Origin of the sequence: Salinisphaera hydrothermalis C41B8 (genome assembly GCF_000732535.1) — a bacterium.
GTDB classification, from domain to species: domain Bacteria; phylum Pseudomonadota; class Gammaproteobacteria; order Nevskiales; family Salinisphaeraceae; genus Salinisphaera; species Salinisphaera hydrothermalis.
In genome coordinates, this window is the sequence record NZ_APNK01000001.1 from 85,657 (window position 1) to 106,458 (window position 20,802).

The 20,802-nt window shown below is 64.0% G+C and carries 16 protein-coding genes; 8 read left to right on the forward strand and 8 right to left on the reverse strand.

Going from position 1 to position 20,802, the window contains the following annotated elements:
• The first annotated feature begins 11 nt into the window (after nt 1–11).
• Nucleotides 12–908: a LysR family transcriptional regulator gene (locus C41B8_RS00360; protein ID WP_198024979.1), complete on the forward strand. Its 897-nt coding sequence runs from the start codon at nt 12–14 to the stop codon at nt 906–908.
• 14 nt (nt 909–922) lie between these two features.
• On the opposite strand, the gene C41B8_RS00365 is transcribed toward C41B8_RS00360, so the two are convergent.
• The 4 genes from C41B8_RS00365 to minC form a co-directional block, all read right to left on the reverse strand.
• Nucleotides 923–2,548 (reverse strand): GMC family oxidoreductase, encoded by a 1,626-nt coding sequence (locus C41B8_RS00365; protein ID WP_037332674.1) that lies wholly within the window; start codon nt 2,546–2,548, stop codon nt 923–925.
• 62 nt (nt 2,549–2,610) lie between these two features.
• Entirely contained in the window at nt 2,611–2,874 is a 264-nt protein-coding gene (minE, locus tag C41B8_RS00370; protein WP_037332680.1) for a cell division topological specificity factor MinE, read from the reverse strand.
• Nucleotides 2,875–2,877: 3 nt separating this feature from the next.
• Entirely contained in the window at nt 2,878–3,684 is an 807-nt protein-coding gene (gene minD / locus C41B8_RS00375; RefSeq protein ID WP_037332682.1) for a septum site-determining protein MinD, read from the reverse strand.
• A gap of 3 nt (nt 3,685–3,687) precedes the next feature.
• A complete protein-coding gene (minC, locus tag C41B8_RS00380) occupies nt 3,688–4,440 on the reverse strand; it encodes a septum site-determining protein MinC (RefSeq protein WP_051882564.1) in 753 nt (250 codons plus the stop codon).
• A gap of 140 nt (nt 4,441–4,580) precedes the next feature.
• Here minC and C41B8_RS00385 point away from each other — a divergent pair, with 140 nt between their 5' ends.
• The 7 genes from C41B8_RS00385 (at nt 4,581) to C41B8_RS00415 (ending at nt 16,591) form a co-directional block, all read left to right on the forward strand.
• A complete protein-coding gene (locus tag C41B8_RS00385) occupies nt 4,581–6,053 on the forward strand; it encodes a circularly permuted type 2 ATP-grasp protein (RefSeq protein ID WP_037332685.1) in 1,473 nt (490 codons plus the stop codon).
• Between the two features lie 2 nt (nt 6,054–6,055).
• Nucleotides 6,056–6,988, forward strand: a complete 933-nt coding sequence (locus C41B8_RS00390; RefSeq protein WP_037332687.1) for an alpha-E domain-containing protein — start codon at nt 6,056–6,058, stop codon at nt 6,986–6,988.
• Between the two features lie 12 nt (nt 6,989–7,000).
• Nucleotides 7,001–8,068 carry a zinc-binding metallopeptidase family protein gene (locus tag C41B8_RS00395; protein WP_037332688.1) on the forward strand — a complete coding sequence of 356 codons (1,068 nt, stop codon included), beginning with the start codon at nt 7,001–7,003 and terminating at the stop codon, nt 8,066–8,068.
• Nucleotides 8,055–9,002, forward strand: a complete 948-nt coding sequence (locus tag C41B8_RS00400; RefSeq protein WP_198024980.1) for an alpha/beta fold hydrolase — start codon at nt 8,055–8,057, stop codon at nt 9,000–9,002. Before C41B8_RS00395 ends, C41B8_RS00400 begins: the two co-directional genes overlap by 14 nt.
• Nucleotides 9,003–9,081: 79 nt before the next feature.
• On the forward strand, nt 9,082–11,556 hold the full coding sequence (locus tag C41B8_RS00405) for an acyl-CoA dehydrogenase (RefSeq protein WP_037332691.1): 2,475 nt from the start codon (nt 9,082–9,084) through the stop codon (nt 11,554–11,556).
• 406 nt (nt 11,557–11,962) lie between these two features.
• Nucleotides 11,963–15,568 (forward strand): Ig-like domain-containing domain, encoded by a 3,606-nt coding sequence (locus C41B8_RS00410; RefSeq protein WP_156962358.1) that lies wholly within the window; start codon nt 11,963–11,965, stop codon nt 15,566–15,568.
• A 69-nt stretch (nt 15,569–15,637) separates the two neighbouring features.
• Nucleotides 15,638–16,591 carry an OmpW/AlkL family protein gene (locus C41B8_RS00415; RefSeq protein WP_084188343.1) on the forward strand — a complete coding sequence of 318 codons (954 nt, stop codon included), beginning with the start codon at nt 15,638–15,640 and terminating at the stop codon, nt 16,589–16,591.
• Between the two features lie 407 nt (nt 16,592–16,998).
• Here the strand turns inward: C41B8_RS00415 and C41B8_RS00420 are convergent, their stop codons facing one another.
• From C41B8_RS00420 to C41B8_RS19210, 4 genes are all read right to left on the reverse strand, one after another.
• Nucleotides 16,999–17,547, reverse strand: coding sequence for a PqiC family protein (locus tag C41B8_RS00420; RefSeq protein WP_156962359.1), 549 nt, complete (start codon nt 17,545–17,547; stop codon nt 16,999–17,001).
• Between the two features lie 195 nt (nt 17,548–17,742).
• Nucleotides 17,743–18,720: an MlaD family protein gene (locus C41B8_RS00425; protein ID WP_037332698.1), complete on the reverse strand. Its 978-nt coding sequence runs from the start codon at nt 18,718–18,720 to the stop codon at nt 17,743–17,745.
• A 37-nt stretch (nt 18,721–18,757) separates the two neighbouring features.
• Entirely contained in the window at nt 18,758–19,558 is an 801-nt protein-coding gene (locus C41B8_RS00430) for an ABC transporter ATP-binding protein (protein WP_051882688.1), read from the reverse strand.
• Nucleotides 19,559–19,607: 49 nt separating this feature from the next.
• Nucleotides 19,608–20,726, reverse strand: a complete 1,119-nt coding sequence (locus C41B8_RS19210; RefSeq protein WP_051882568.1) for an MlaE family ABC transporter permease — start codon at nt 20,724–20,726, stop codon at nt 19,608–19,610.
• Nucleotides 20,727–20,802: the final 76 nt, after the last annotated feature.

The following is a 20,802-nucleotide window of genomic DNA, read 5'->3' on the forward strand; positions in this document are numbered from 1 at the left end:
CTGCATCGATCATGGATTTCCGCCAGCTCCGTTACTTCGTTGCCCTGGCCGAAACCCTGCACTTCGGCCGGGCCGCGGCGCGGCTGCATATCACCCAGCCGCCGTTGTCGCGACAGATCGCCGCGCTCGAAGAGACGCTTTCGGTCCAGCTTGTGGCACGACATTCACGTCACGTCGAGCTCACCCCGGCCGGGGCCGACTTCTACGCGCATGCCGTGCGGCTGCTGGCGGATTTCGAGCGCGCCGGCGACTCGGCCCGGGCGACGGCCGCGGGCGCCGCCGGCGAGCTGCGACTCGGCTTCGCGATGTACGCCGCCTTCAGTCTGCTGCCACGCCTGGTGCGCGGATTCAGCGACGATCATCCACGCATCACGCTGGGGCTCGAGGAGATTCTGCCGCGTGATATCGAACAGGCCCTGGTCGAACAACGCATCGATATCGGCATCGGCATGCCGATCGGCCGGCCGGGCCGGCTCGAATATCGACCGCTCGCCCGCGAGCCCCTGTGCGCGGTGCTGCCCGCCACGCATCCGCTGGCCGGGCAGGCCACCGTCGATGTCGCCCGGCTGGCGGACGAGCCGTTCGTGACCCTGCCGCGCACAACCGCCCCGGCGTTGCATGATGCGGTCCTCACCTGCTGTGCCGCGCACGGCTTCGTGCCGCGCATCCGCCTGGAAACCCACCTGCAACAGACCATTGTCACGCTGGTGGCCGAGGGCCTGGGCGTCGGGCTGGTCCCGGCCTCGCTGGCGCGTCTGCGCATGGACGGCGCGGTATTCGCTGCGATCGATCAGTCACCGCCGATCGAACAAGGGTTGTACTGGCGCCGCGGCGACGATAATCCCTGTCTCGCGGCCTTCATCGAGAGCGCACAGACCCGGGCGACCAGCAATGCGGCGCCGGACTGAGCGTCCCGCCGTTGTCAGTGCCGGTCGGCGATGATCATGTCGGCCGCTTTCTCGGCGATGGCGGTGGTCGGCGCGTTGGTGTTGCCGCCGACGATCGTCGGCATGATCGAGGCATCGACCACGCGCAGGGCCTCGAGCCCGTGCACCCGTAGCCGTTCGTCCACCACCGCATCGTCGCCCTGGCCCATCTTGCAGGTGCCCACCGGGTGATAGATCGTCTCCGCTCGGCGCCGGACATAGTTCTCGATCGCGGCGTCGTCTTCGATCGCGTCGCCCGGCTCCAGCTCGCCGTCGCGATGCGCGGCCAGCGGCGGGCTGCGCATGATCCGGCGGCCGATTTTCACCGCCTTGACCAGCTGGGCGAGATCGTTCGGGTCATCGAGATAGTTCGGGTCGATATACGGATCGGCACGCGGGTCGGCGCTGGTCAGCCCGATATGCCCGCGCGACTTCGGCCGCAGATCGCAGATGCGCAACGTATAGCCGTGATAACGGATTGTGTTCCAGAGCTGATGGCCATGGTCCTGCTCGATGGTCGGGATGAAATGCAGCTGCAGATCGCCCAGCTTTGGATCGTTGGTGCTGCTGATGAAGCCGCCCGACTCGGCCACGTTGCTGGTGAGCCAGCCGCGACCATGGCGCAGATAATCCCAGAGCGCGACCGGGGCTTCCAGGAAAACGAACTTTGCACTGAGGCGCAGGCTGAGCGTGGTCTTCTCGCGGTCGATCACGCTGATATCGAGATGATCCTGCAGGTTGCGTCCGACCCCCGGCAACTCGTGGTGCAGCTTGATGCCGTGCGGCTCGATCTGGTCGCGCGGGCCGACGCCGGATAACAACAGCAGCTGGGGCGTGTTGATGGCGCCGCCGCAGAGCAAGACCTCGCGGCTTGCCCGGATCGTCCGCTCGCCCCCGAACCGGCCTTTGCGATACACCACGCCCGTGGCGCGCCGGCCTTCAAAGGTCACACGGCTCGCGCGGGCGCGGGTGATCACCGTCAGGTTCTTGCGATGAGCGATCGGGTGCAAAAAGGCATCGGCGTTGGAACAACGGCGACCGTTGTTCTGGGCCACGTTATAAAGCCCGACACCGACATCCGTCGCGCCGCCGAAATCGTCATTGCGCGGATAACCGCAGGCCTCGGCCGCGGCAATGAATTTTTCGTTGAGCGGATTATTGTGCCGGCCACGGCTGACACGATAGCCGCCGGCATCGCCGTGGTATTCGTTCGCTCCGCCCTCGAACCCTTCCGACTTGCGGAAATAGGCCAGCATGTCGCGGTAGCCCCAGCCCTCGTTGCCATCGGCCGCCCAGCGGTCGTAGTCGGCCGCATTGCCGCGCGTATAGCACATGGCATTGACCGCGCTGGAGCCGCCCAGCGTCTTGCCGCGCGGCCAGAACAGGCGGCGATTGGCCAGGCGCGTCTGCGGCGCCGTGTAATAGGCCCAATTGAACATCTTCGACCACATCAGGCCGATGATGCCGATCGGGATATGAATGAGGGGGTTCCAGTCGCGCGGTCCGGCTTCCAGCAGCGCGACCGACACGTTTTCGTCGGCGGAGAGCCGATTGGCCAGTACACATCCCGCGGAGCCGCCGCCAACGATCACATAGTCGAAGACTTGTTCTCGATCGGTCATGGCGGCTCCTCGGGGTCAGATCATTATTGTCCTACCATGTGTATCTGCAATCGTGCCATTGATCAATGTTTAGCTTCGGGCAGCGTGATATTGAGTTCGAGCACTTCCAGATCGCCCTCGCGCTCGATTTCCATCTGCACGGCGTCTTCGCCAACCTCGACATACTTGCGCAACACGGCCAGCAGATCCTGCTGCAGCTGCGGAAAATAGGCCGGCTGATCCCCGCGCCCGGTGCGCCGATGGGCGACCACGACTTGTAGGCGCTCCTTGGCCATTCTGGCCGAGCCCTTCTTCTCGTTAGAACGGAAAACGTCTAGCCAACCCATGGTTTATCTCCCCATCAGTCGGTCGAAGAAGCCTTTCTTGGCCTGCGTGAACCGCAGCGGCCGGTCCTCACCCAGAAAACGCGCGACCATATCCATGTACGCACCGCCGGCATCGGCGTTGTTTTCCAGCACCACCGGCATGCCGGAGTTGGAGGCATTGAGCACGGTCTCGGACTCCGGCACCACGCCCAGCAGCGGAATCGCCAGGATATCGCCGATATCGTCCAGCGACAGCATTTCGCCCTTGCCCACGCGATTCGGCGCGTAGCGCGTGACCACCAGATGCTCCTTGACCGGTTCGCGGCCTTCGATCGAGCGCTTGGTCTTGGAAGACAACATACCCAGCACGCGATCGGAATCTCGCACCGAGGAGACTTCGGGATTGGTCACCACCAGCGCCTCGTCGGCGAAATACATCGCCATCAACGCGCCTTTCTCGATGCCGGCCGGCGAATCGCAGACGATGTAGTCGAATTCCTCGGACAACTTGTTGAGCGTGCGCTCGACACCTTCCTCGCTCAGCGCATCCTTGTCACGCGTCTGGGAGGCGGCGAGAATCGAGAGATTATCGATCCGCTTGTCTCGGATCAGCGCCTGCTTGAGGTTGGCTTCGCCGTTGATGACGTTGACGAAGTCGAAAACCACGCGGCGCTCGCATCCCATGATGAGGTCGAGGTTGCGCAGGCCGACGTCGAAGTCGATCACGACCGTCTTGTGCCCCCGCATGGCAAGGCCGGCGGCGAACGACGCCGAGGTGGTGGTCTTGCCGACCCCGCCCTTGCCCGACGTGACTACGATGATCTTGGCCACTGATTACTCCTGAAGTTCGATCAGCAAATTGTCGTTGTCCAGCCGGACCTGGACCGGCTTGGATCGCACCCCCTCGTCCATCGCATCGGCGACCTTGTAACAGCCGGCGATCGCGACCAGATCCGGTTCGAAGCGCTTGCAGTAGATGCGGGCTTCGGTATCGCCAGATGCCCCGGCCAATGCCCGACCGCGCAGCGCGCCGTAGACATGAATATGACCGTCGGCCAGCACTTCCGCACCTTCCGACACCGAGGTCGCGATCACCAGATCGCCGCCACGGGCATAGATCTGCTGACCGGACCGGATCGGCTTGGTGATCAAGCGCGTCGGGCTTCGCGCCGGCGCTTCGGGCTCGGGCGGCGTGGACGCGCTCGACTGGCGTGGTTCGACCGGCGCCTCGGCGACTTTCTTACGCTCCGGCTCTGGCGCGCTCGCCGAACGGGCCGGCGACGTGATTACGCCCAACCCCGCGTCACGCGCTGCCTCGGCGGCCGCGTCCGACGGATCGAGCACGCCGACCAACACCAGATCGGCCGCGGCCATGATGTCAGCGACACGCTTGAGATCCGGCAACACCTCCGGTAGCGACAACAGCACGGGCAGGCGGGTAAAAAAACCCGGCGCACGCGCCAGTTGTTCGTCCACCAGGGCCGCAATCCGATCGCAATCGGCCTCACGGATCTCGAGGACGGAGAGCGTCATCATCCGTCCCTTGAAGACAACGCCAGAATCCGCGGTGGTTTTGGTTTGCGCCATGCCCGAGTCGTATTGGCTAAAGCGGCGAGTCTAGCACGCTGATCCAGGGCCTATCGCAGTGAAAATCGCCCCGCCAAACGACCTGCATTTTGTCCCGCGATCGCGTATAGATAGAGCATCGTTCCTGCTTCCGAACGGCCATGTCCGGCGACGCCTGGCGGGGCTATCAAAGCCCTGGTTTTTTCGATGAGATGATCGACGAGCTGGGTCGTCCTCGCCCGGCCACCGCCGCGCTGGTCGGGCGCATCGGCGCACTCGGAGCCGACGAGCTCGCCGAGCGCCGCGCCGCCGCGGATCTGGCGATCAAGTCCATGGGCATCACCTTCACGGTTTATTCGGATGCCGGCATGATCGACCGCGCCTGGCCGTTCGATATTCTGCCGCGGGTGATTCCGGCCAGCGAATGGCAGCCGGTGGCCCGCGGCCTGGCCCAGCGGGTCGCCGCGCTCAATGCGTTCATCGCCGACATCTATGCCGAACAGCGCATCATCGCGGACGGCGTGTTCCCGGCCGAGGTTCTGGCGCAATCGGTGAACTTCCGCCCGGAATGCGTGGGCATGCGCCCGCCGGGCGACATCTGGGCGCATATCTGCGGCTCGGATCTGGTACGTGACGGCGAGGGCCGTTTCTATGTCCTCGAAGACAACCTGCGCGTGCCCTCCGGTGTGTCCTACATGGTCGAAAACCGGCTCGTGTCCAAGCGGGTATTCCCGGAACTGTTCGAGGCCCACGTGATCGGCCCGGTCGACGATTACCCATCGGAGCTGCTCGACGCGCTGGCCGCACTCTCACCGCGGCCGGATATCACGCCGAACGTGGCCGTGCTCACGCCGGGCGTCTACAACTCGGCCTTCTTCGAGCACGTCTGGCTGGCCGGCCAGATGGGCGCCGAACTGGTCCAGGGCACGGACCTTTTTGTCGACGACGACGATTGCGTGTATGCCCGGACCATCTACGGGCCACAGCGTATCGATGTGATCTATCGCCGGGTCGACGATCTCTTTCTCGATCCGGACGTATTCCGGGCCGATTCCATGCTTGGCACACCGGGGCTGATGCGGGCCTGGCGCGCCGGGAACGTCGCCCTCGCCAATGCCCCCGGAGCCGGAGTGGCCGACGACAAGGTGGTGTATGCGTTCGTGCCCGAATTCATTCGCTACTACCTCGGCGAGGAACCAACGCTCGACAACGTACCGACCTGGCTATGCATGAAGGACGACGAGCGCGAACATGTACTGGCGAACCTGGACTCGCTGGTGGTCAAGCCGGCCAACGAGTCCGGCGGCTACGGCATGCTCATCGGGCCACGCTCGAGTGGCGAGGAACGCGAGCACTTCGCCGAATTGATCCGTGCCAACCCGCGCAATTACATCGCCCAGCCGACACTGGCGTTGTCGACCGCACCGACCCTGGTCGATACCGGCTTCGCCCCGCGCCACGTCGACCTGCGACCATTCATCGTGTCGCGCCCGGAGGCCCCGGCCTACGTCACCATGGGCGGGCTCACTCGGGTGGCGCTGCGCGAAGGCTCGCTCGTGGTCAACAGTTCACAGGGCGGCGGTAGCAAGGACACCTGGATCATCGACGATACCCAGCCGAATGGGAGCGCCTGATCATGCTGTCCCGCATTGCCGACAACCTGTTCTGGGCCGGGCGCTATATCGAGCGCGCCGAGGCCAGTGCGCGCCTGATCAACGCGACCAGCCTGCTGTTGTTCGACCTGCCCGACGGCCGCGATTTCGACTGGCATACGCTGGTCGAGATCATGGGCGCGGAAGCGGGTTTCGACGCGCGTCATGACGTGGCCGACGAAACGCGCGTGATGCGTTATCTGGCCACCGACCGCGAACACCCGGGGTCGATCGCGGCCTCGCTGGTCGCCGCGCGCGAGAACCTGCGCAGCGCCCGCGATCACGTCCCGCGCGAACTCTGGGAAGAAATCAACGAGCTGCATCTGTTCATGGCCGAAGCCCCCGACGTCGCCCGTCGCGTCACGCGCAGTCATGTGATGGATCGCATCATCCGCACGGCGCGCACCGCCGACGGCCATATCGATGCCGGCATGAGCCGCGACGCGGCCTACGACATGCTCACGCTCGGGCTTGCCATCGAACGCGCCGACATGACGACCCGCGTACTGGATGTACGTACCGCCGATCTGCTCCCCAGCACGCCGGAGACCTTATCCCCGTATCGGAACGCCCAGTGGATCAGCGTGCTCAAATCGTTGTCGGCGTTCCAGATGTATCGGCGGCACGTGCGCACGCGGGTCAGCGGGCCTTCGGTGGTCCGCTTCCTGCTTACCGACCCAGCCTTCCCCGGCTCGGCCTGGTTCTGTCTGCGCACGGCCGGCGACAAGCTGGCGCGCCTGCCGCGCCCCGGCCCGGTCCAGACCCAGCTCGCGCGGGCCCAGCGCACCGTCAACGGCGTGGACGCCGGGCAACTCTCGGGCGAGCGGCTATCGCATCTGCTCGATCGCATTCAGATCGAGATCGCCGACCTGTCCCAGGCCATTGCCGATCGCTACTTCGACGGTGCCCGCGGATGATCGGTCCAGCACATGCGTGATTTTTTCTGCCAGTGCGGCAACATCTTGTATTTCCAGAACAACATGTGCCTGCAATGCGGGCGCAGCGTCGGCTATGTACCGCGCGCGGCGCTGATGACCGCCATCGAACCGATCGGACACGGTCGCTGGCAGGTCCCGGCCGCGGGCCAGATCGCCGGGCGCGAATACAAGCTATGCGAGAACACCGCGATCTACGATGCCTGTAACTGGCTGGTGCCGGCAGACGATCCGCATGCCCTGTGTGTGTCATGCCGGCTGACACGGACCATTCCCGACCTCGGCGTGGAACGCCACCTGGAGCTATGGCGTCGAATCGAGGCAGCCAAACGCCACCTGCTGTATTCGCTGACGGCACTGAAGCTGCCGATCATCGGCCGGGAAGCCGACCCGGAGCGAGGGCTCGTATTCGATTTTCTGGCGGATGCGGACGCGGCCTCGGAATTCACCGATCCTCTGCCCGGCCACGAGCCGGTAACCACGGGCCATGCCAACGGCCTGATCACGCTCAATATCGCCGAAGCCGACGACGTCGCCCGTGCCCGCATGCGCGAACAGATGGGCGAGCACTATCGCACGCTGCTCGGCCATTTCCGTCACGAAATCGGCCACTATTACTGGATGCAGCTGATCGAAGACGGCCCCTATCTCGCTGGATTCCGGCGCCTTTTCGGCGACGAGCGCAGCGATTACGGCGCGGCGCTCACGCGACACTATGAACAAGGCCCGCCACCGGACTGGAGCGAGCATTACATCAGCCGCTATGCCTCGGCCCATCCTTGGGAAGATTGGGCCGAATGCTGGGCGCATTATCTGCACATGCGCGATACGCTGGAAACCGCGGCCAACCACGACCTGGTCAAGCCCCGCCCCTGGCAACGCGACGCCACCGATTTCGACACGCTGACCTATCAATGGACCCAGTTGACCATCGCGGTCAACGCCGTGAATCGGAGCATGGGCCTACCCGATGCCTATCCGTTCGCGCTCAATGTGGCGGCCAGCCAGAAACTGGCCTTCATTCACGACATCGTGGATCGCGCCGGCCATGCCCAATACTGACGCCGTGGCTTCGAGGCGGTCCGGGCCGGCCGTGCACGACGGCTTTCTTGCGTCACTCGAACGCCGGGTCATCGATGACCGCGTTCAGGCTTTTCGGCGGTTCGGCCCCCGAGACGGTCGGCCGCTCGTGCTGCTGCACGGCCTCATGGACAACTCGGCCGGGTTCGCGCCGTTACTGGCCGCGCTGGAAGCGGACGCGCCACTCGAACATGATGTGATCGCCCCCGACTGGCGCGGCCACGGCGACAGCGACGCCACCCCCGGTGCTTACTGGTTCCCGAACTATCTCGCCGATCTCGAGGCGCTACTCGATACGCTGGGCGTCACCGAACCCGCCGTACTGGTCGGCCACAGCATGGGGGGCCAGGTCGCCAGTCTTTATGCCGGCGCCCGGCCGGATCGCGTGGCCGGACTGGTCACGTTGGACAGTCTCAACGTGCCGGATAGCGACGCTGCCGACGCGCCGGCCCGCTATCGCGACTGGCTCGACACGCTGGCCCACGGCGCCGCGGCAGCCGAACGCGTCTACGACAGCATCGACGCATTCGCCGGGCGGCTGGCCCGCCGCTACCCCGAGCTCGATGCAGCCACGCGATATTATCTGGCCGAATCATGGCTGCGGCCGATAGCCGACGGGCGCTGGCAGTTACGCGCCGACCCGGCCCACCGGCGTCGCATGCCCTACGGTTTTCGGGCCGACGAAGCGGCTGCGCTCTGGCGTGAAGTGCGCTGTCCCGTACTCTGCATCGACGGCGGCCGCTCGCCGGCGACATCGTTCGTGTCGGCCGAGACCCTGGCCGCTCGTCGGGCCTGTTTCGCCCGGATCGGGCATCGCACGCTGGCCGGCTGCGGGCACATGCTCCATCTCCAGGACGCGCCGGCCGTGGCCGCCGAACTACGCTCGTTTGTTCGCCGCCTCGATGCCGATCGCTGATTTGCACCGCCTGCCGCGGCGTGCCTATGCTCGAAAATAATGCTTTTCGCACGCCGTTAACCGGCACAGGGGCCCGTACATGATCGCGTTGCTCTGGATCGTCGTTTTTATCGTTGCCTTCATGGCGCTGGCCTATGTCAGAGCGAGCCTGGTGACCACGACTATCGCCATCGGTGTCGTGCTGGCTATCTGCACGCTCACCAGCACCAACGCCCCCGTGGCGTTCGTGTTGTGGTTATTGTTCCTCGTGGTGTTCGGGGCGCTGAACATCCCCGCTGTCCGCAAGCCTTATCTGACCAAACCCGCGCTGCGCCTGTTCCGACAGGTGCTGCCGACGTTGTCGCCCACCGAACGCACCGCGCTGGATGCCGGCACGGTCTGGTGGGAAGGCGAACTGTTCTCGGGCATGCCCAACTGGCGGCGCCTCGAGGAGCTGCCCCCGGCCCGCCTGTCGACCGAAGAACAGGCGTTTCTGGACGGCCCCGTGCAGACGCTGCTCGATATGTGCGACGAGTGGCAGATCACTCATGAGGACGCCGACCTGCCGGCCGAGGCCTGGCAATACATCAAGGACAACAAGTTCTGGGGCATGATCATCCCCAAGCGCTACGGCGGGCTGGAGTTCTCGGCCTATGCGCATTCCTGCGTGCTCGCCAAGGTGGGCTCCGGCCCGGCCGGCGGCACCGTCGGCCCGATCGTGGCCGTACCCAACTCGCTCGGCCCGGCCGAACTGCTCATGCACTACGGCACCGATGCGCAGCGCGATCATTATCTGCCAAGGCTGGCCGTCGGTGAGGAAATTCCCTGTTTCGGGCTGACCAGCCCGTTCGCCGGCTCCGATGCCGGCGCGATTCCCGATCGCGGCGTGGTCTGTCGTGGCGAGTGGAACGGCGAAGACGTCCTGGGCATGAAACTGACCTGGGAAAAGCGCTACATCACGCTCGCCCCGGTGGCCACCGTGCTCGGGCTCGCCTTCAAAATGTATGACCCGGACGGCCTGTTGGGCGGGGAGACCGAACTGGGCGTGACCTGCGCGCTGATCCCAACCGACACGCCCGGCTGTCATACCGGGCGCCGACACTTCCCCGCCAGCGCGCCGTTCCAGAATGGCCCGACCTGGGGCACGGACGTCTTTGTGCCGCTCGACCACATTATCGGCGGGCGCGAGATGATCGGCGAAGGCTGGCGCATGCTGATGGAGTGCCTGTCGGTCGGCCGTTCCATCTCGTTGCCGTCGGGCTCGACCGGCGACGCGATCGCCAACACGCGGCTGACCGGCGCCTACGCTGTCACCCGTCGGCAATTCAATATCTCGATCGGCGAATTCGAGGGCGTGCAGGAAGCGCTGGCGCGTATCGGCGGCAAGACCTATGCCTGTGAATCGGTCCGCCGCTTCACCGCCAACGCCGTCGATCTGGGCGAGAAGCCGTCGGTGGCCTCGGCGATCGCCAAGTATCACGTGACCACGCTGGCCCAGGACGTCGCCAAGGACGCGATGGACGTGCACGCCGGCAAGGCTGTCATGCTGGGCCCGTCCAACCCGGTCGCGCGCAGTTTCCAGGCCGCGCCGGTGAACATCACGGTCGAGGGCGCGAACATCCTCACCCGGTCGATGATGATTTACGGCCAGGGCGCGATTCGCTGCCATCCCTACGTGCTCGACGAGATCGAGGCGGCCAACAATCGCGACCAGGATGCCGCCCTCGATGCGTTCGACGGCCTGCTTTATCGGCATATCGGCCACGACCTGACCGCGGCCGCTCGCTCGTTCGTGATGGGCTTCACCGGCGGCCTGGGCTCGAGCGCCGGGCGTGCCGCGAACCTCGCGCCCTACTACCGTGCCATGAACCGTTACTCGGCCAATCTGGCGCTGATTTCGGACGTCGCCATGGGCACGCTCGGCGGCACGCTGAAATTCCGGGAATCGTTGTCGGGCCGGCTCGGCGACGTGCTGTCGCATCTCTATATAGCAAGCGCCACGCTCAAGCGCTTCGTCGAGGACGGCGAACACGCCGAGGATCTGCCGTTCGTGGCCTGGGTCTGCGAACAGGCCTTCGCTGAGATCGAGACCGCGCTGGCCGGCGTCCTACGACACCTGCCGAACCGCCCCGCCGCGCTGATTGCCGGTGCCCTGATCTTTCCGCTCGGTCGTACCGCGCGCGTGCCAAGCGACGGCCTGGGCCGACGCATTGCGCGCCTGGTGCAGACACCGGGCGCCGCTCGCGACCGGCTCACGCCGCGTTGTTATATCTCGCAAACCAAGACGGACGGCGCACTCGCCCTGTTCGAACGCGCCATGCAGGCCACGCTCGAGACGGCCGAATTACACAAAACACTGGTCAAGGCGCGCAAGAGTGGCGAGATCGATGCCGATCACCCGCGCGACCAGATCGATCAGGCCGCGGCTCGCGAGATCCTGAGCGCCGAGCAGGCACAACAACTGCGCGCCGCATTCGAGCTGCAAATGAGCGTGATACGGGTCGACGATTTCGCCCCGGAAGAAATGCGCTCACGAGCCAAACAAGCCGCCGCTGATCCGGTGAATGAGGCCTGAAATGCGCCGTACGTCAGCCGGTTGTCGACGTTCATGCAATTAGCGGCTGTCCGCTCGGCGAGGAAAAGCAAAAATAGAAACCCGGATTACCCGATACGTGATGTAATGCGCAACCCAGCCGCCTCAGCAAGGCTCGGACCCAGGGTAAGACCAAGGTATAAATGATGATTTAGCGAGCTTTTTTCGGCTCTCGCGCCCAAGACTCGAACCATCAAAAGCCCGTGTCACAAGCGCTTCGGGGGAAGCGCCCAGCATGCCCATACGGTCGCCGCAGCATGTTCGTCCCGACGGATGGTTTGAGCTATGGCGTCGTTCTTGACGGTTCGCTAGTCTCAAACGCGCGGAATTCTAAAAATACGGCGTGTCGCATTGAAACGAACACGTCCTGCTTCACAGGGAGAATATCGTGCATAAGAAGCGACTTACCGGGGCACCGGCTGCTGCCCATGGCGGCGGTATGCCTGGGCCGAACGTAACCGAGGGGTTGGCACGAAGCAGTGGGCGTTGGGGCCGCTGCGTGGGCCTGTCGTTATTGCTCGCAGCTGCGGCCACGACGATGACGGCCTGCAGCAGCGGTAACGGGGGCAGTAACGGAGTCCCCCCGTCGCCGCAAGCTTCGGGATCGGTCTTTGCCTACCCGTACAACGGCCAGCAAGACGTCGTGCTCAACAGCCAGATCGTGACCAAGTTCGAACACGGTCTGTCCGTCAATGCCAGCAGTGCCCTCGCGTTGCGAGCCGGCTCACCGACAGCCAGCAATACGCCCGCTCAGATCAGCGCCGACAGCAACAGCTCGAGCGATCAGGCCGGCATTGTGACCATCACGCCCTCGACCGATCTCAAGCCCAATACCACGTATTACATCGTGGCGACTCAGGATCTGGCCGATACCACCTATAGCAAGGGCGACACCATCACCCAGTTCACGACCGGGCCGGCACCGGGGCGCCCCGCGGCCTCCGACCAGCTCACGGTCGTGCAAACCGCGCCCGGCGACGTGAATCCGGTCACGCACGCCAAAAGCGTGTTCACGCAGTTCAACTCGGTTCACGTCGTGTTCTCCGAGCCGGTCGACCCATCGAGCGTAGTGGCCGGCGATACCTTCAAGTTCACCAATGCCAGCGGCAATGAAATCCCCGGGCGCTTGACCGTGATCGGCCACGAGCTGACCTTCGATCCGACCGACGATCTCGCCCCGGGCAAGTACACGCTGTCGCTGTCGGACGGCGTTACGTCGGAATTCGGCAAGTCGCTCAAGGCCTACAGCGAAACCAAGACCGTTCTCGATGCCGGCAAGCTCGCGGTCGAGAACACCACCGTGACGCCGTCGTCCAACGATGTCGACGCGCTGCCGGACAACATTCTGGATGGCGGCCCGATCAACCTGGTGCGCATTTCGAACCAGCTTATTGGACTGAATAATCAGCCGGCGATGAACAGCCCGGCCCGCCAGGGCGTGCAGACCGTGCTCGCCCAGCCGGGCATGAAGGGATTCGGCGACGTACTGCCGGCCACCATTCGCGCCGGACAGAAATTCCAGCTGACGCCGCTGACGCTGCGCCTGGACGGTTCTGTCCCCACGCCGATCAAGAGCGGCCCGATCCAGGTGCAGTTCGCTAACGACGCGAATGTCTACCTGATGGCCAATGACCTGAGCAACGTCACCAAACCGACCGCGGTGCGCCTGCGCTTCGATCTCGCCATCAGCACGCTGATCGAAGCCAGCACCGATCAGGCCACCACGCTGATTCAGTCGTTGGCCGACGGCGTGTTCAATCAGAGCGTGCTCAATATCCAGGCTGCCGGCCTTGCGATCCCGCAGCAAAACGGCGATCTCAAGATCGATACACTCGGCACTTTCCCGATTCTGGTCAACCGAACCGACCGCGCCACGGTCGACTTCGAGCTTAGCCTGACCTTGCCGGGCGGCGACCAGACACCGGTGCAGAAAGACACGACGCCGCCTTATCTGGTGGCCCAGTCGCCCAGTGCCTGTCTCTACACGTTCGGCACGCCGGCCTACGACGCGGCTTACGCCCAGTACGGCGCCGCCCCCACTGCGCTGCCGGAACAGGCCTGCTTGCAGGTCCTGAATCAGGGCGGCGCGCTCGACACCGCCTCGGGCATCAACAACTTCCCGATCGAAGCCAGCCCCGCGGTGGTCTTCAGCGAGCCGGTCGACCCGAACACGGTCAACGACAACAGCATCCAGCTGACATCCGGCACAGGGAATGCGCAAGCGACTTATCAGGTCGATGGTTCGTCGGTGGTGATCAATCCGGACCAGCCACTGCAGCCCAACACCCAGTACACGATCACCCTGGGCAGCGGCGCGGCTATCAAGGATACGGCCGGCAATGCGCTGACGAATAACCCGACCGGTATCGGCCCGGGTCAAACCCTCACTTTCACCACCGAACCGCTGGTCGACACCCATCCGACACCGCCCATTCTTGGCGAGCTGACTCCCGGGGTACCGTGTGCGCTCAGCGGCGGGGATTTCGCCAGCGGCGGCGACACAGCCGGTCAATGCGTGGGTGATGCAGGCAACAACACCACCAATCCGTTGTCCGTATTCACCAGCCCGGCCAACGTGCCCGTCAACGCCTCGTTCTCGAAGTTCGTGACCAAGAGCTCGATCAAGCTGGCCGACGGCTGCTTGACCGACGGCAGCGGCAAGGCCAACACGGTCAACGGCGCTACTGTCGCACTCGAACAGGTGGATGGCAGCGGACAATGCGTCGGGACTCCGGCGGCTGCGATCGGCTTCGCCAACCGTGACGGCGATACCACTCGCGGCTTTTCGATTGCCCCGGTAAACAACCTCGAATCGGGCAGCCGCTACGAGATCGTGATCTGCGGTACCGAAAACTCCGTTTGCTCGGCGTCCATCGTCGATACCGACGGCGAAGCGCTGAACACCGACCCGCTCAGTGGCAGCGGCTCGACCAACGCAAACAGTGCAGCCAACGTAGCCGGCGGCCCGGACATCATCATGCCGTTCGATGTCACCGATGCCAGCACCGACTACTACGCCGATCAGTTCACCCTGCCGGCTACCGATTCCAACGGTAACGGTCAGTTCGACGATGCCAACGGCGACGGTGCTTATACGTCCGGCGATGCCGACGAGCGGCCGCAGCCGGGCAATCGCGCACTGGTTGAACTGACACTGGCTGGCAGCCAGATCAAGAACGCGAATCGCGATGACGGGCTGTACCCGGCCTATCTGTCCCTCACGCGCCCGATCGCTATCCGACAGACCTCGCAGGACTGCAGCGCGATCGACAGCATCACGGATGACAATGGCAATAGCGTTGCCGGATCGACCCCGGACCAGTGCATTCAGGTCTCGCTGCTTCCGGGCGGCTTCAGCGCCCTAACCGGTATCGGTATCGGCCTAACCGAGGCATTGCCGGCAGTCACGGGTTCAGTACTGACGCCCTTGCAGAACGCGGCAAACGCTGGAACCCCACTTGGCGATATTCCCGTTATCGGCCCGGTTCTCAACGGTACGTTTGATACGGTAAGCGCTGCTTTGACCGGAGTTACCCAAGCGGTTACCGGTGCGCTGAACGATCTGGTCCCTGTGAACGGTGACCCGATCAATACCGGCCGTGTGATTCTGCGATTCCCGGACCTCTCCGGTAATAGCGGGGGCGACCAAGGCACACAGTCGGGCTATATCGTCCCGGAATGTACCGGCAGCATCAACGGTACTGGCTACGACTATTCGCCGTGCTTCGTGGCTTCCCTTCAACTGGTTGCCAACGCGCCGGATGGCCAAGGGGTCACACTTGCTCAGCAGGACCTGACGGTGAATGTCGTGGGTCCGGTCACGTTCGAACAGAACGGCCGCCTGGTGATCTCGCTTCGGAATGCGAACACCTTCGCCCTGAACGCCAGCGCGCTTGGACTGCTGCCCGCGAAAGCGACCATCGGACCGGGCAACCTGCACTACCAGCTGGTTGGCAACGCCGTCCACGGTGGTCGGGCGTATCCGCAACGCTAGCGAGACCGACGGCCCCGCCGACGCGGCGGGGCCGTCGCTACAACTGACAATATAAGAGGAGCAAGGGAGATGACTCGTCAACAATCGCCGATCGCAAGATCGGCCGCCCGTATGGGGTGCGGGCTCGCGCTGGGCGCCCTGCTGGTACTGGGCTGGGGGGCTCAGGCCTCGGCGGCGCAAGACTACCGCCCCCAACCCGGCCAGACGCCGATCCAGTCGTCCGATAGCCAGAGCTTTTTCGGCAAGATGATGGATTACATCGAAAACAACAGCTATGGCCGGCTGGGGGCAATGCGCTTTCAATATTACGGCAGCAGTTCCAATCTGCATGTCGATAACGCGACCGGGCTAGCGGCGCAAGCGTTCGGCCCGGGCGGCAGCGACCTGGCGCATACCGGCTCGTCGGCGGGCAACCTGACCACGCTGGGCGCGGTCCTCGGCTTGTATCTGCCCAAGACCGGCCATCATCTGGCGGTGGAAGTACAGCTGGCGCCTCCGCTCAAGCTCGACTTCCAGACCAGCGGCGATGCCGTCGACAAATCGCTGGCCCCGACGGCGCTCAATGGCGCCAATGGCGGGTCGATCCCGACCGGCGTGCCGCCACTTGGAAAGAATCTGGGCACGTTCAAGGCCTTACCGCCGAATTTCACGATTGTGTATCGGCCGTGGACCACAACGCTGGTTCAGCCGTACATCGGCGCGGGAGCGATGTATTTGTATACCTATGACACGGACGTCAACAACAAGGTGCTCAATGCCTACGGCGAACCGTCGCTATACCTGAGCAAGCCGGTGGCCTGTGTCGGGCAGCTGGGTTCCGACTTCAAGCTGCCGAACAATATGTTTCTCAACCTCGACGTGAAGTACGTCGGCTGCGCCGACGTGAAATCGCGGGTGAGCAACATCAAAGTCAATTCCCCCACGCTCAGCCCCACGTTCGGCGCCGTGGACGTTGGCAGCGTGAGCTCCACCAACCACTTCCGGGCCGTACTTTATAGCCTCAGCTTCGGGATGCATTTCTGATCGCTTGATCAGGTCGTCTACAACCAAGCCCGGCGGCACTTCCCCGCCGGGCTTTTTTATTTGTCGTTTCTGTTCGAGGGCCTGTTGATTTGGCGTCCGAGTCCGCAGCCCGCACGGCCTCAGATATGACCGGGGCTGCAGAGACACGAGATAGCAGGCGCGTGACGTGGTCAGCCCTCCCGAGCGCGCCCCAAAAAACCGGATGGCCGCCGCGCGATTAGTCGTTGGCTGCCTTGTTCCTTGCCGGTCACTCCGGGCGGTTCGCGGCATCGCGGGCGCGGCTCACGGCGTACCGCGAGCCGGTCACTCCTGCCTTAAAAGGCACCGATGGGCGGTCGCCAATGCGGCGCCCGGCCGAACTCTACCAATACTAGAGACGGCCTCCGTGCATAGCGGAGCGCCGGTGACTAACCGGCGTGGGCGACGATCTGCATGGCCAGTTCGCGTACCGCGGTCGACATGGCGCGAGCGATGGTATCGGCATTGCGGCTGGTTTTAGGCAGCGGCTCCTTGATCAGACTGTCGTTTCGGGCAACGACGTGATCATGGGCGTCGGTGACCCGCCACTCGGCCGCTAACACGACCTGGCCTGAAGGCTGGGGCTCGAACGTGTCGACATTGACGTGCACCTGATAGTGCTTGTCGCGCTTGTCCTGTAGCTTTTCGTCAATGGTCTGCTGCAGCAAGCGGGTCACCGCGACTGGCAGACGCTCGGCCCATTTGGCGTCGGGCAGCCGGGTGAGCACGTAGTCGTTGGTTCGCAGCTGGATATCGTAATTGTCGAGATATTCCGGCATCTGAACCCGACGAACCTGCCAATCGCTGGGCTTGGCGGCCAAGCGTTCGGTCTGGGGTGGCGATAACATCACACGCTTGAGCGGGGGCAACGAACTGCATCCCCCCAACCAGACTGTGGCGACAACGATAAACGCGAGCGTGCGGAGAACGGGTTTCACGGGCGCCTCTTCGATTGGTTGATGCCGCCGCCGGCCATCGATCTCGAGTTCGGATCATCAAGGCACGGCGCCAGCGCATGCATTACAGCATGCGAATACATATCCCGACCGGACGTATCGACGTCCAACCGCCGCCGGTTTCGATTTCGCCTCGACGCGTAACGCGTCACGGGCGTAGCAGCGGCAGCCGGGACGCTAACGGGATCCCCCATAAAGCAGCGTATGCGGATCGCGCTCGATCTTCTCCGCAAAGCGACGCAGCGAGGACGCCGCGGCGGACAGATCGCGAACGGTGCTTTGTACGTCCTGGCGCGTGCCGGAGTCCGGATCGGTCAACTGGTCGAGATTCTTGCTGATCTTATTCAGATTCTGACTGGTCTGCTCGGCGTTACTCAATAGCTTGTCGATCTGGCCATTGCGCTTGGCGATCTGGTCGTTGGCGGTATCGCTCAGCCGCTTCACGCTGGCCAGAGTGGCCTGCAACTGCTTGTTATTCGCGGCCACCGCCTTCTGCACCGTTTCCAGTGTCTGTTGCGTGGTTTTCGTGGTCTGATCGAGATTCGGCCGCAGGCTGTTCACGGTCTTGTCGAGATCCTGAGCGAGCTGGACCATTGTCGTCATGGTCTGATTGACCTGATTCAGCGTTTTCTTCCACGGAATCTGGGCCACCGTATCCTTGAGCTGGGATATCTCCGAGGGAATGGCCGGAATCTCGGGCAAATCGAGCTGCCCGGGCGGCACCACGAAGTTCGGTTTATTGTTCGGGTCAAAGTCCAGGTTCACGGCAAGCTGCGACGTGACGTAGCTATACACCACGAGTTGCGCCCGCAGGCCCCGTTTGACCATCTGCTGAATCGTGACGTCTTCAGGCAAGGCACGTCCGTTCGGCATAACCACGTCGCTGCCCGACATCTCGATGGTCACCGCAATCCTGGCGCCACCGTGCGGGTTCAGGCGCAGTTGAACGCGGCGGACCGTCCCCACCTGCACGCCGCGGAACAACACGCGCGAGCCGTTGGTCAGACCCAGCACCGACTGGTTGAAAAAAATCACCGCCTGGCGTTCCTGCTTGAATAAGCCGGTGTTGCCGAAGGTGAGAATGCCCACGGCCACGAGCGCGATCGCCCCCAGCAGGAAGGCGCCGATGATGGTGTAGCTGCGATTACTCGCCATGACTTGTGCTCATTCGTCGGTTCCCCTATCGATCCGGCTAGGCGCTTTCGCGCGCCGGTTCGTCGATCGGTTCGCGTTTGAGAAAGGCCCGTACGCGCGGCTCCGGCGTATTCTCGACCAGCTCGCGCGGATTGCCGTGGGCGATCGCGGTCTTGGATTCGTTGTCCAGATAGATGCTGTCATCCGCGATGGTGAAGATACTGGGCAGTTCGTGGCTGACCGCGATCACCGACACACCGAGCGCATCGCGCAGCCGCATGATCAACGCGTCCAATCGCTGTGAAGTGATCGGGTCAAGCCCGGCGCTGGGCTCGTCCAGAAACAGATAATCGGGATCGAGCGCGATGGCGCGCGCCAGCCCGGCCCGCTTCTGCATGCCGCCGGACAACTCGCTGGGCATTTTGGACTCCTGCCCGGCGAGACCGACCAGCGCCAGCTTGAAGGCGACCTGATCGCGAATTTCCGGCGGACGCAGCTGCGTATGCAGCTGCATCGGCAGTGCAACGTTCTCGCCCACGGTCATCGAGCTCCATAGCGCCGTCGACTGGAACAATACGCCGATCCGGCTCTGCAGCATGGCGCGCTCGGCCGGATCGTCGTTAATCAGGCGCTGACCATCGAAACAGATATCGCCGACATCCGAGCGCTGCAGATCGATGATATGGCGCAGCAGCGTACTCTTGCCGCAGCCCGACACGCCCATGATGACGAAAATATTCGCCGGCGCGACATAAAACGACAGATCGTGCTGGACGACGGTATCGCCGAACGCCATTCGCAAACCGCGAACGACCAGCCCTTTCTCGGGCATCGGCGCATCGGGGTTCAACTCGGCCATCGGACCCATCCCATGATGACAGGGGCGCCGACCGTGATTCGCGGCGACATCAAATCCCCAGGGCGTTGGTACACAGCGCGGCTACCGCGTCGATGGAAATGATCCCGATGATACAGACCACCACCGTGCGCGTGGCCGCGCGTCCGACTTCGGCGGCGTTGCGTCCGGCATGCAGGCCGATATAACAGCTCGTCAGCGCAATCAAGATACCGAAGGCCACCGACTTGATCAGACCGATCACGAACTGGCGAAAGGCCACCGCGTCCTGGAGTCGTTCGATGAAGGCGATCGGCGGCGTCCCCAGCACGATATGGGCCACTACCATACCGCCGACAATCGCGAGCGCCGTACCGTAGAGATACAGCAGCGGCATCATGAGCGTGAGCGCAGCCAGCCGCGGCAGGGCCAGAAATTCGAACGGCGATACGCCGATCATGCGCAGCGCGTCGATTTCCTCGTTCGACTCCATCGTCGCCAGATGCGCCGCAAACGTCGCGCCGATCCGGCCCGCCATGATGAAGGCGGTCATGATCGCCGCCATTTCTCGTGCCGAGGCGATCCCGACCAGGTCGGCCAGATACATGCCGGCACCGAAGGTGGCCAGCTGCACCGCGCCGATGAAGCCAAGCACGGCGCCGATCAGCAGGTTGACCACCGTCACCACAGGAAGCGAGGCGGCCCCCGTCTCGCGCACCAGATCCACAAAATCCCGCCAGCGTGTCTGCGCCCGACCGGTGACCAGGGCTGGCGTACGAGCGAGCGCCTGGCCGACCAACGCGGCCGCGTCCTGGCTGATGCGCACCTGGTTCTGAAACCGTGCACCGAGACTTGCCAGGAATCGCGGCTTTCGCTGAGTCTGGCGTACCGCCGCTGGCGGCGGGCTGGCCAACGCCACCAGTGCGTCCACATTCTGCGGTAATGCACGTTCGGTGACCGACACACCCGCCGCATCGAGCTCGTGGTGCAACGCATGAACGAAGGCAGCAACCCGCGGATGGCCACTGGCCAGATCGCTGCCATCGATCACGACAGCCTGCGGCTGCCCCATGTCCCGATGAATACCGGCGGCCGAGGGCAGACGTTCCGCCCGACCCCAGTCGCCCGCAAGACAGACAACGCATTCACCGTCCGCGGCATCCAGACGATAGAGCGCGCCATCGCCGCTCATGGGGTGCCCGTCCGGCAAGCCGATAATCTAAGCCAAAGCATGCCGCATTCTAACGTGACGGCGCGATCGAACCGCA

What these genes read in the sequence shown, in the direction of transcription:
- minE (WP_037332680.1), bottom strand. Translation starts at nt 2,874, where the DNA reads ATGGGTTGGCTAGACGTTTTCCGTTCTAACGAGAAGAAGGGCTCGGCC.
- C41B8_RS19210 (WP_051882568.1), bottom strand. Translation starts at nt 20,726, where the DNA reads ATGAGCGGCGATGGCGCGCTCTATCGTCTGGATGCCGCGGACGGTGAA.
- C41B8_RS00415 (WP_084188343.1), top strand. Translation starts at nt 15,638, where the DNA reads ATGACTCGTCAACAATCGCCGATCGCAAGATCGGCCGCCCGTATGGGG.
- C41B8_RS00365 (WP_037332674.1), bottom strand. Translation starts at nt 2,548, where the DNA reads ATGACCGATCGAGAACAAGTCTTCGACTATGTGATCGTTGGCGGCGGC.
- C41B8_RS00430 (WP_051882688.1), bottom strand. Translation starts at nt 19,558, where the DNA reads ATGGCCGAGTTGAACCCCGATGCGCCGATGCCCGAGAAAGGGCTGGTC.
- C41B8_RS00405 (WP_037332691.1), top strand. Translation starts at nt 9,082, where the DNA reads ATGATCGCGTTGCTCTGGATCGTCGTTTTTATCGTTGCCTTCATGGCG.
- C41B8_RS00395 (WP_037332688.1), top strand. Translation starts at nt 7,001, where the DNA reads ATGCGTGATTTTTTCTGCCAGTGCGGCAACATCTTGTATTTCCAGAAC.
- C41B8_RS00385 (WP_037332685.1), top strand. Translation starts at nt 4,581, where the DNA reads ATGTCCGGCGACGCCTGGCGGGGCTATCAAAGCCCTGGTTTTTTCGAT.
- minC (WP_051882564.1), bottom strand. Translation starts at nt 4,440, where the DNA reads ATGGCGCAAACCAAAACCACCGCGGATTCTGGCGTTGTCTTCAAGGGA.
- C41B8_RS00400 (WP_198024980.1), top strand. Translation starts at nt 8,055, where the DNA reads ATGCCCAATACTGACGCCGTGGCTTCGAGGCGGTCCGGGCCGGCCGTG.
- C41B8_RS00390 (WP_037332687.1), top strand. Translation starts at nt 6,056, where the DNA reads ATGCTGTCCCGCATTGCCGACAACCTGTTCTGGGCCGGGCGCTATATC.
- C41B8_RS00360 (WP_198024979.1), top strand. Translation starts at nt 12, where the DNA reads ATGGATTTCCGCCAGCTCCGTTACTTCGTTGCCCTGGCCGAAACCCTG.
- C41B8_RS00425 (WP_037332698.1), bottom strand. Translation starts at nt 18,720, where the DNA reads ATGGCGAGTAATCGCAGCTACACCATCATCGGCGCCTTCCTGCTGGGG.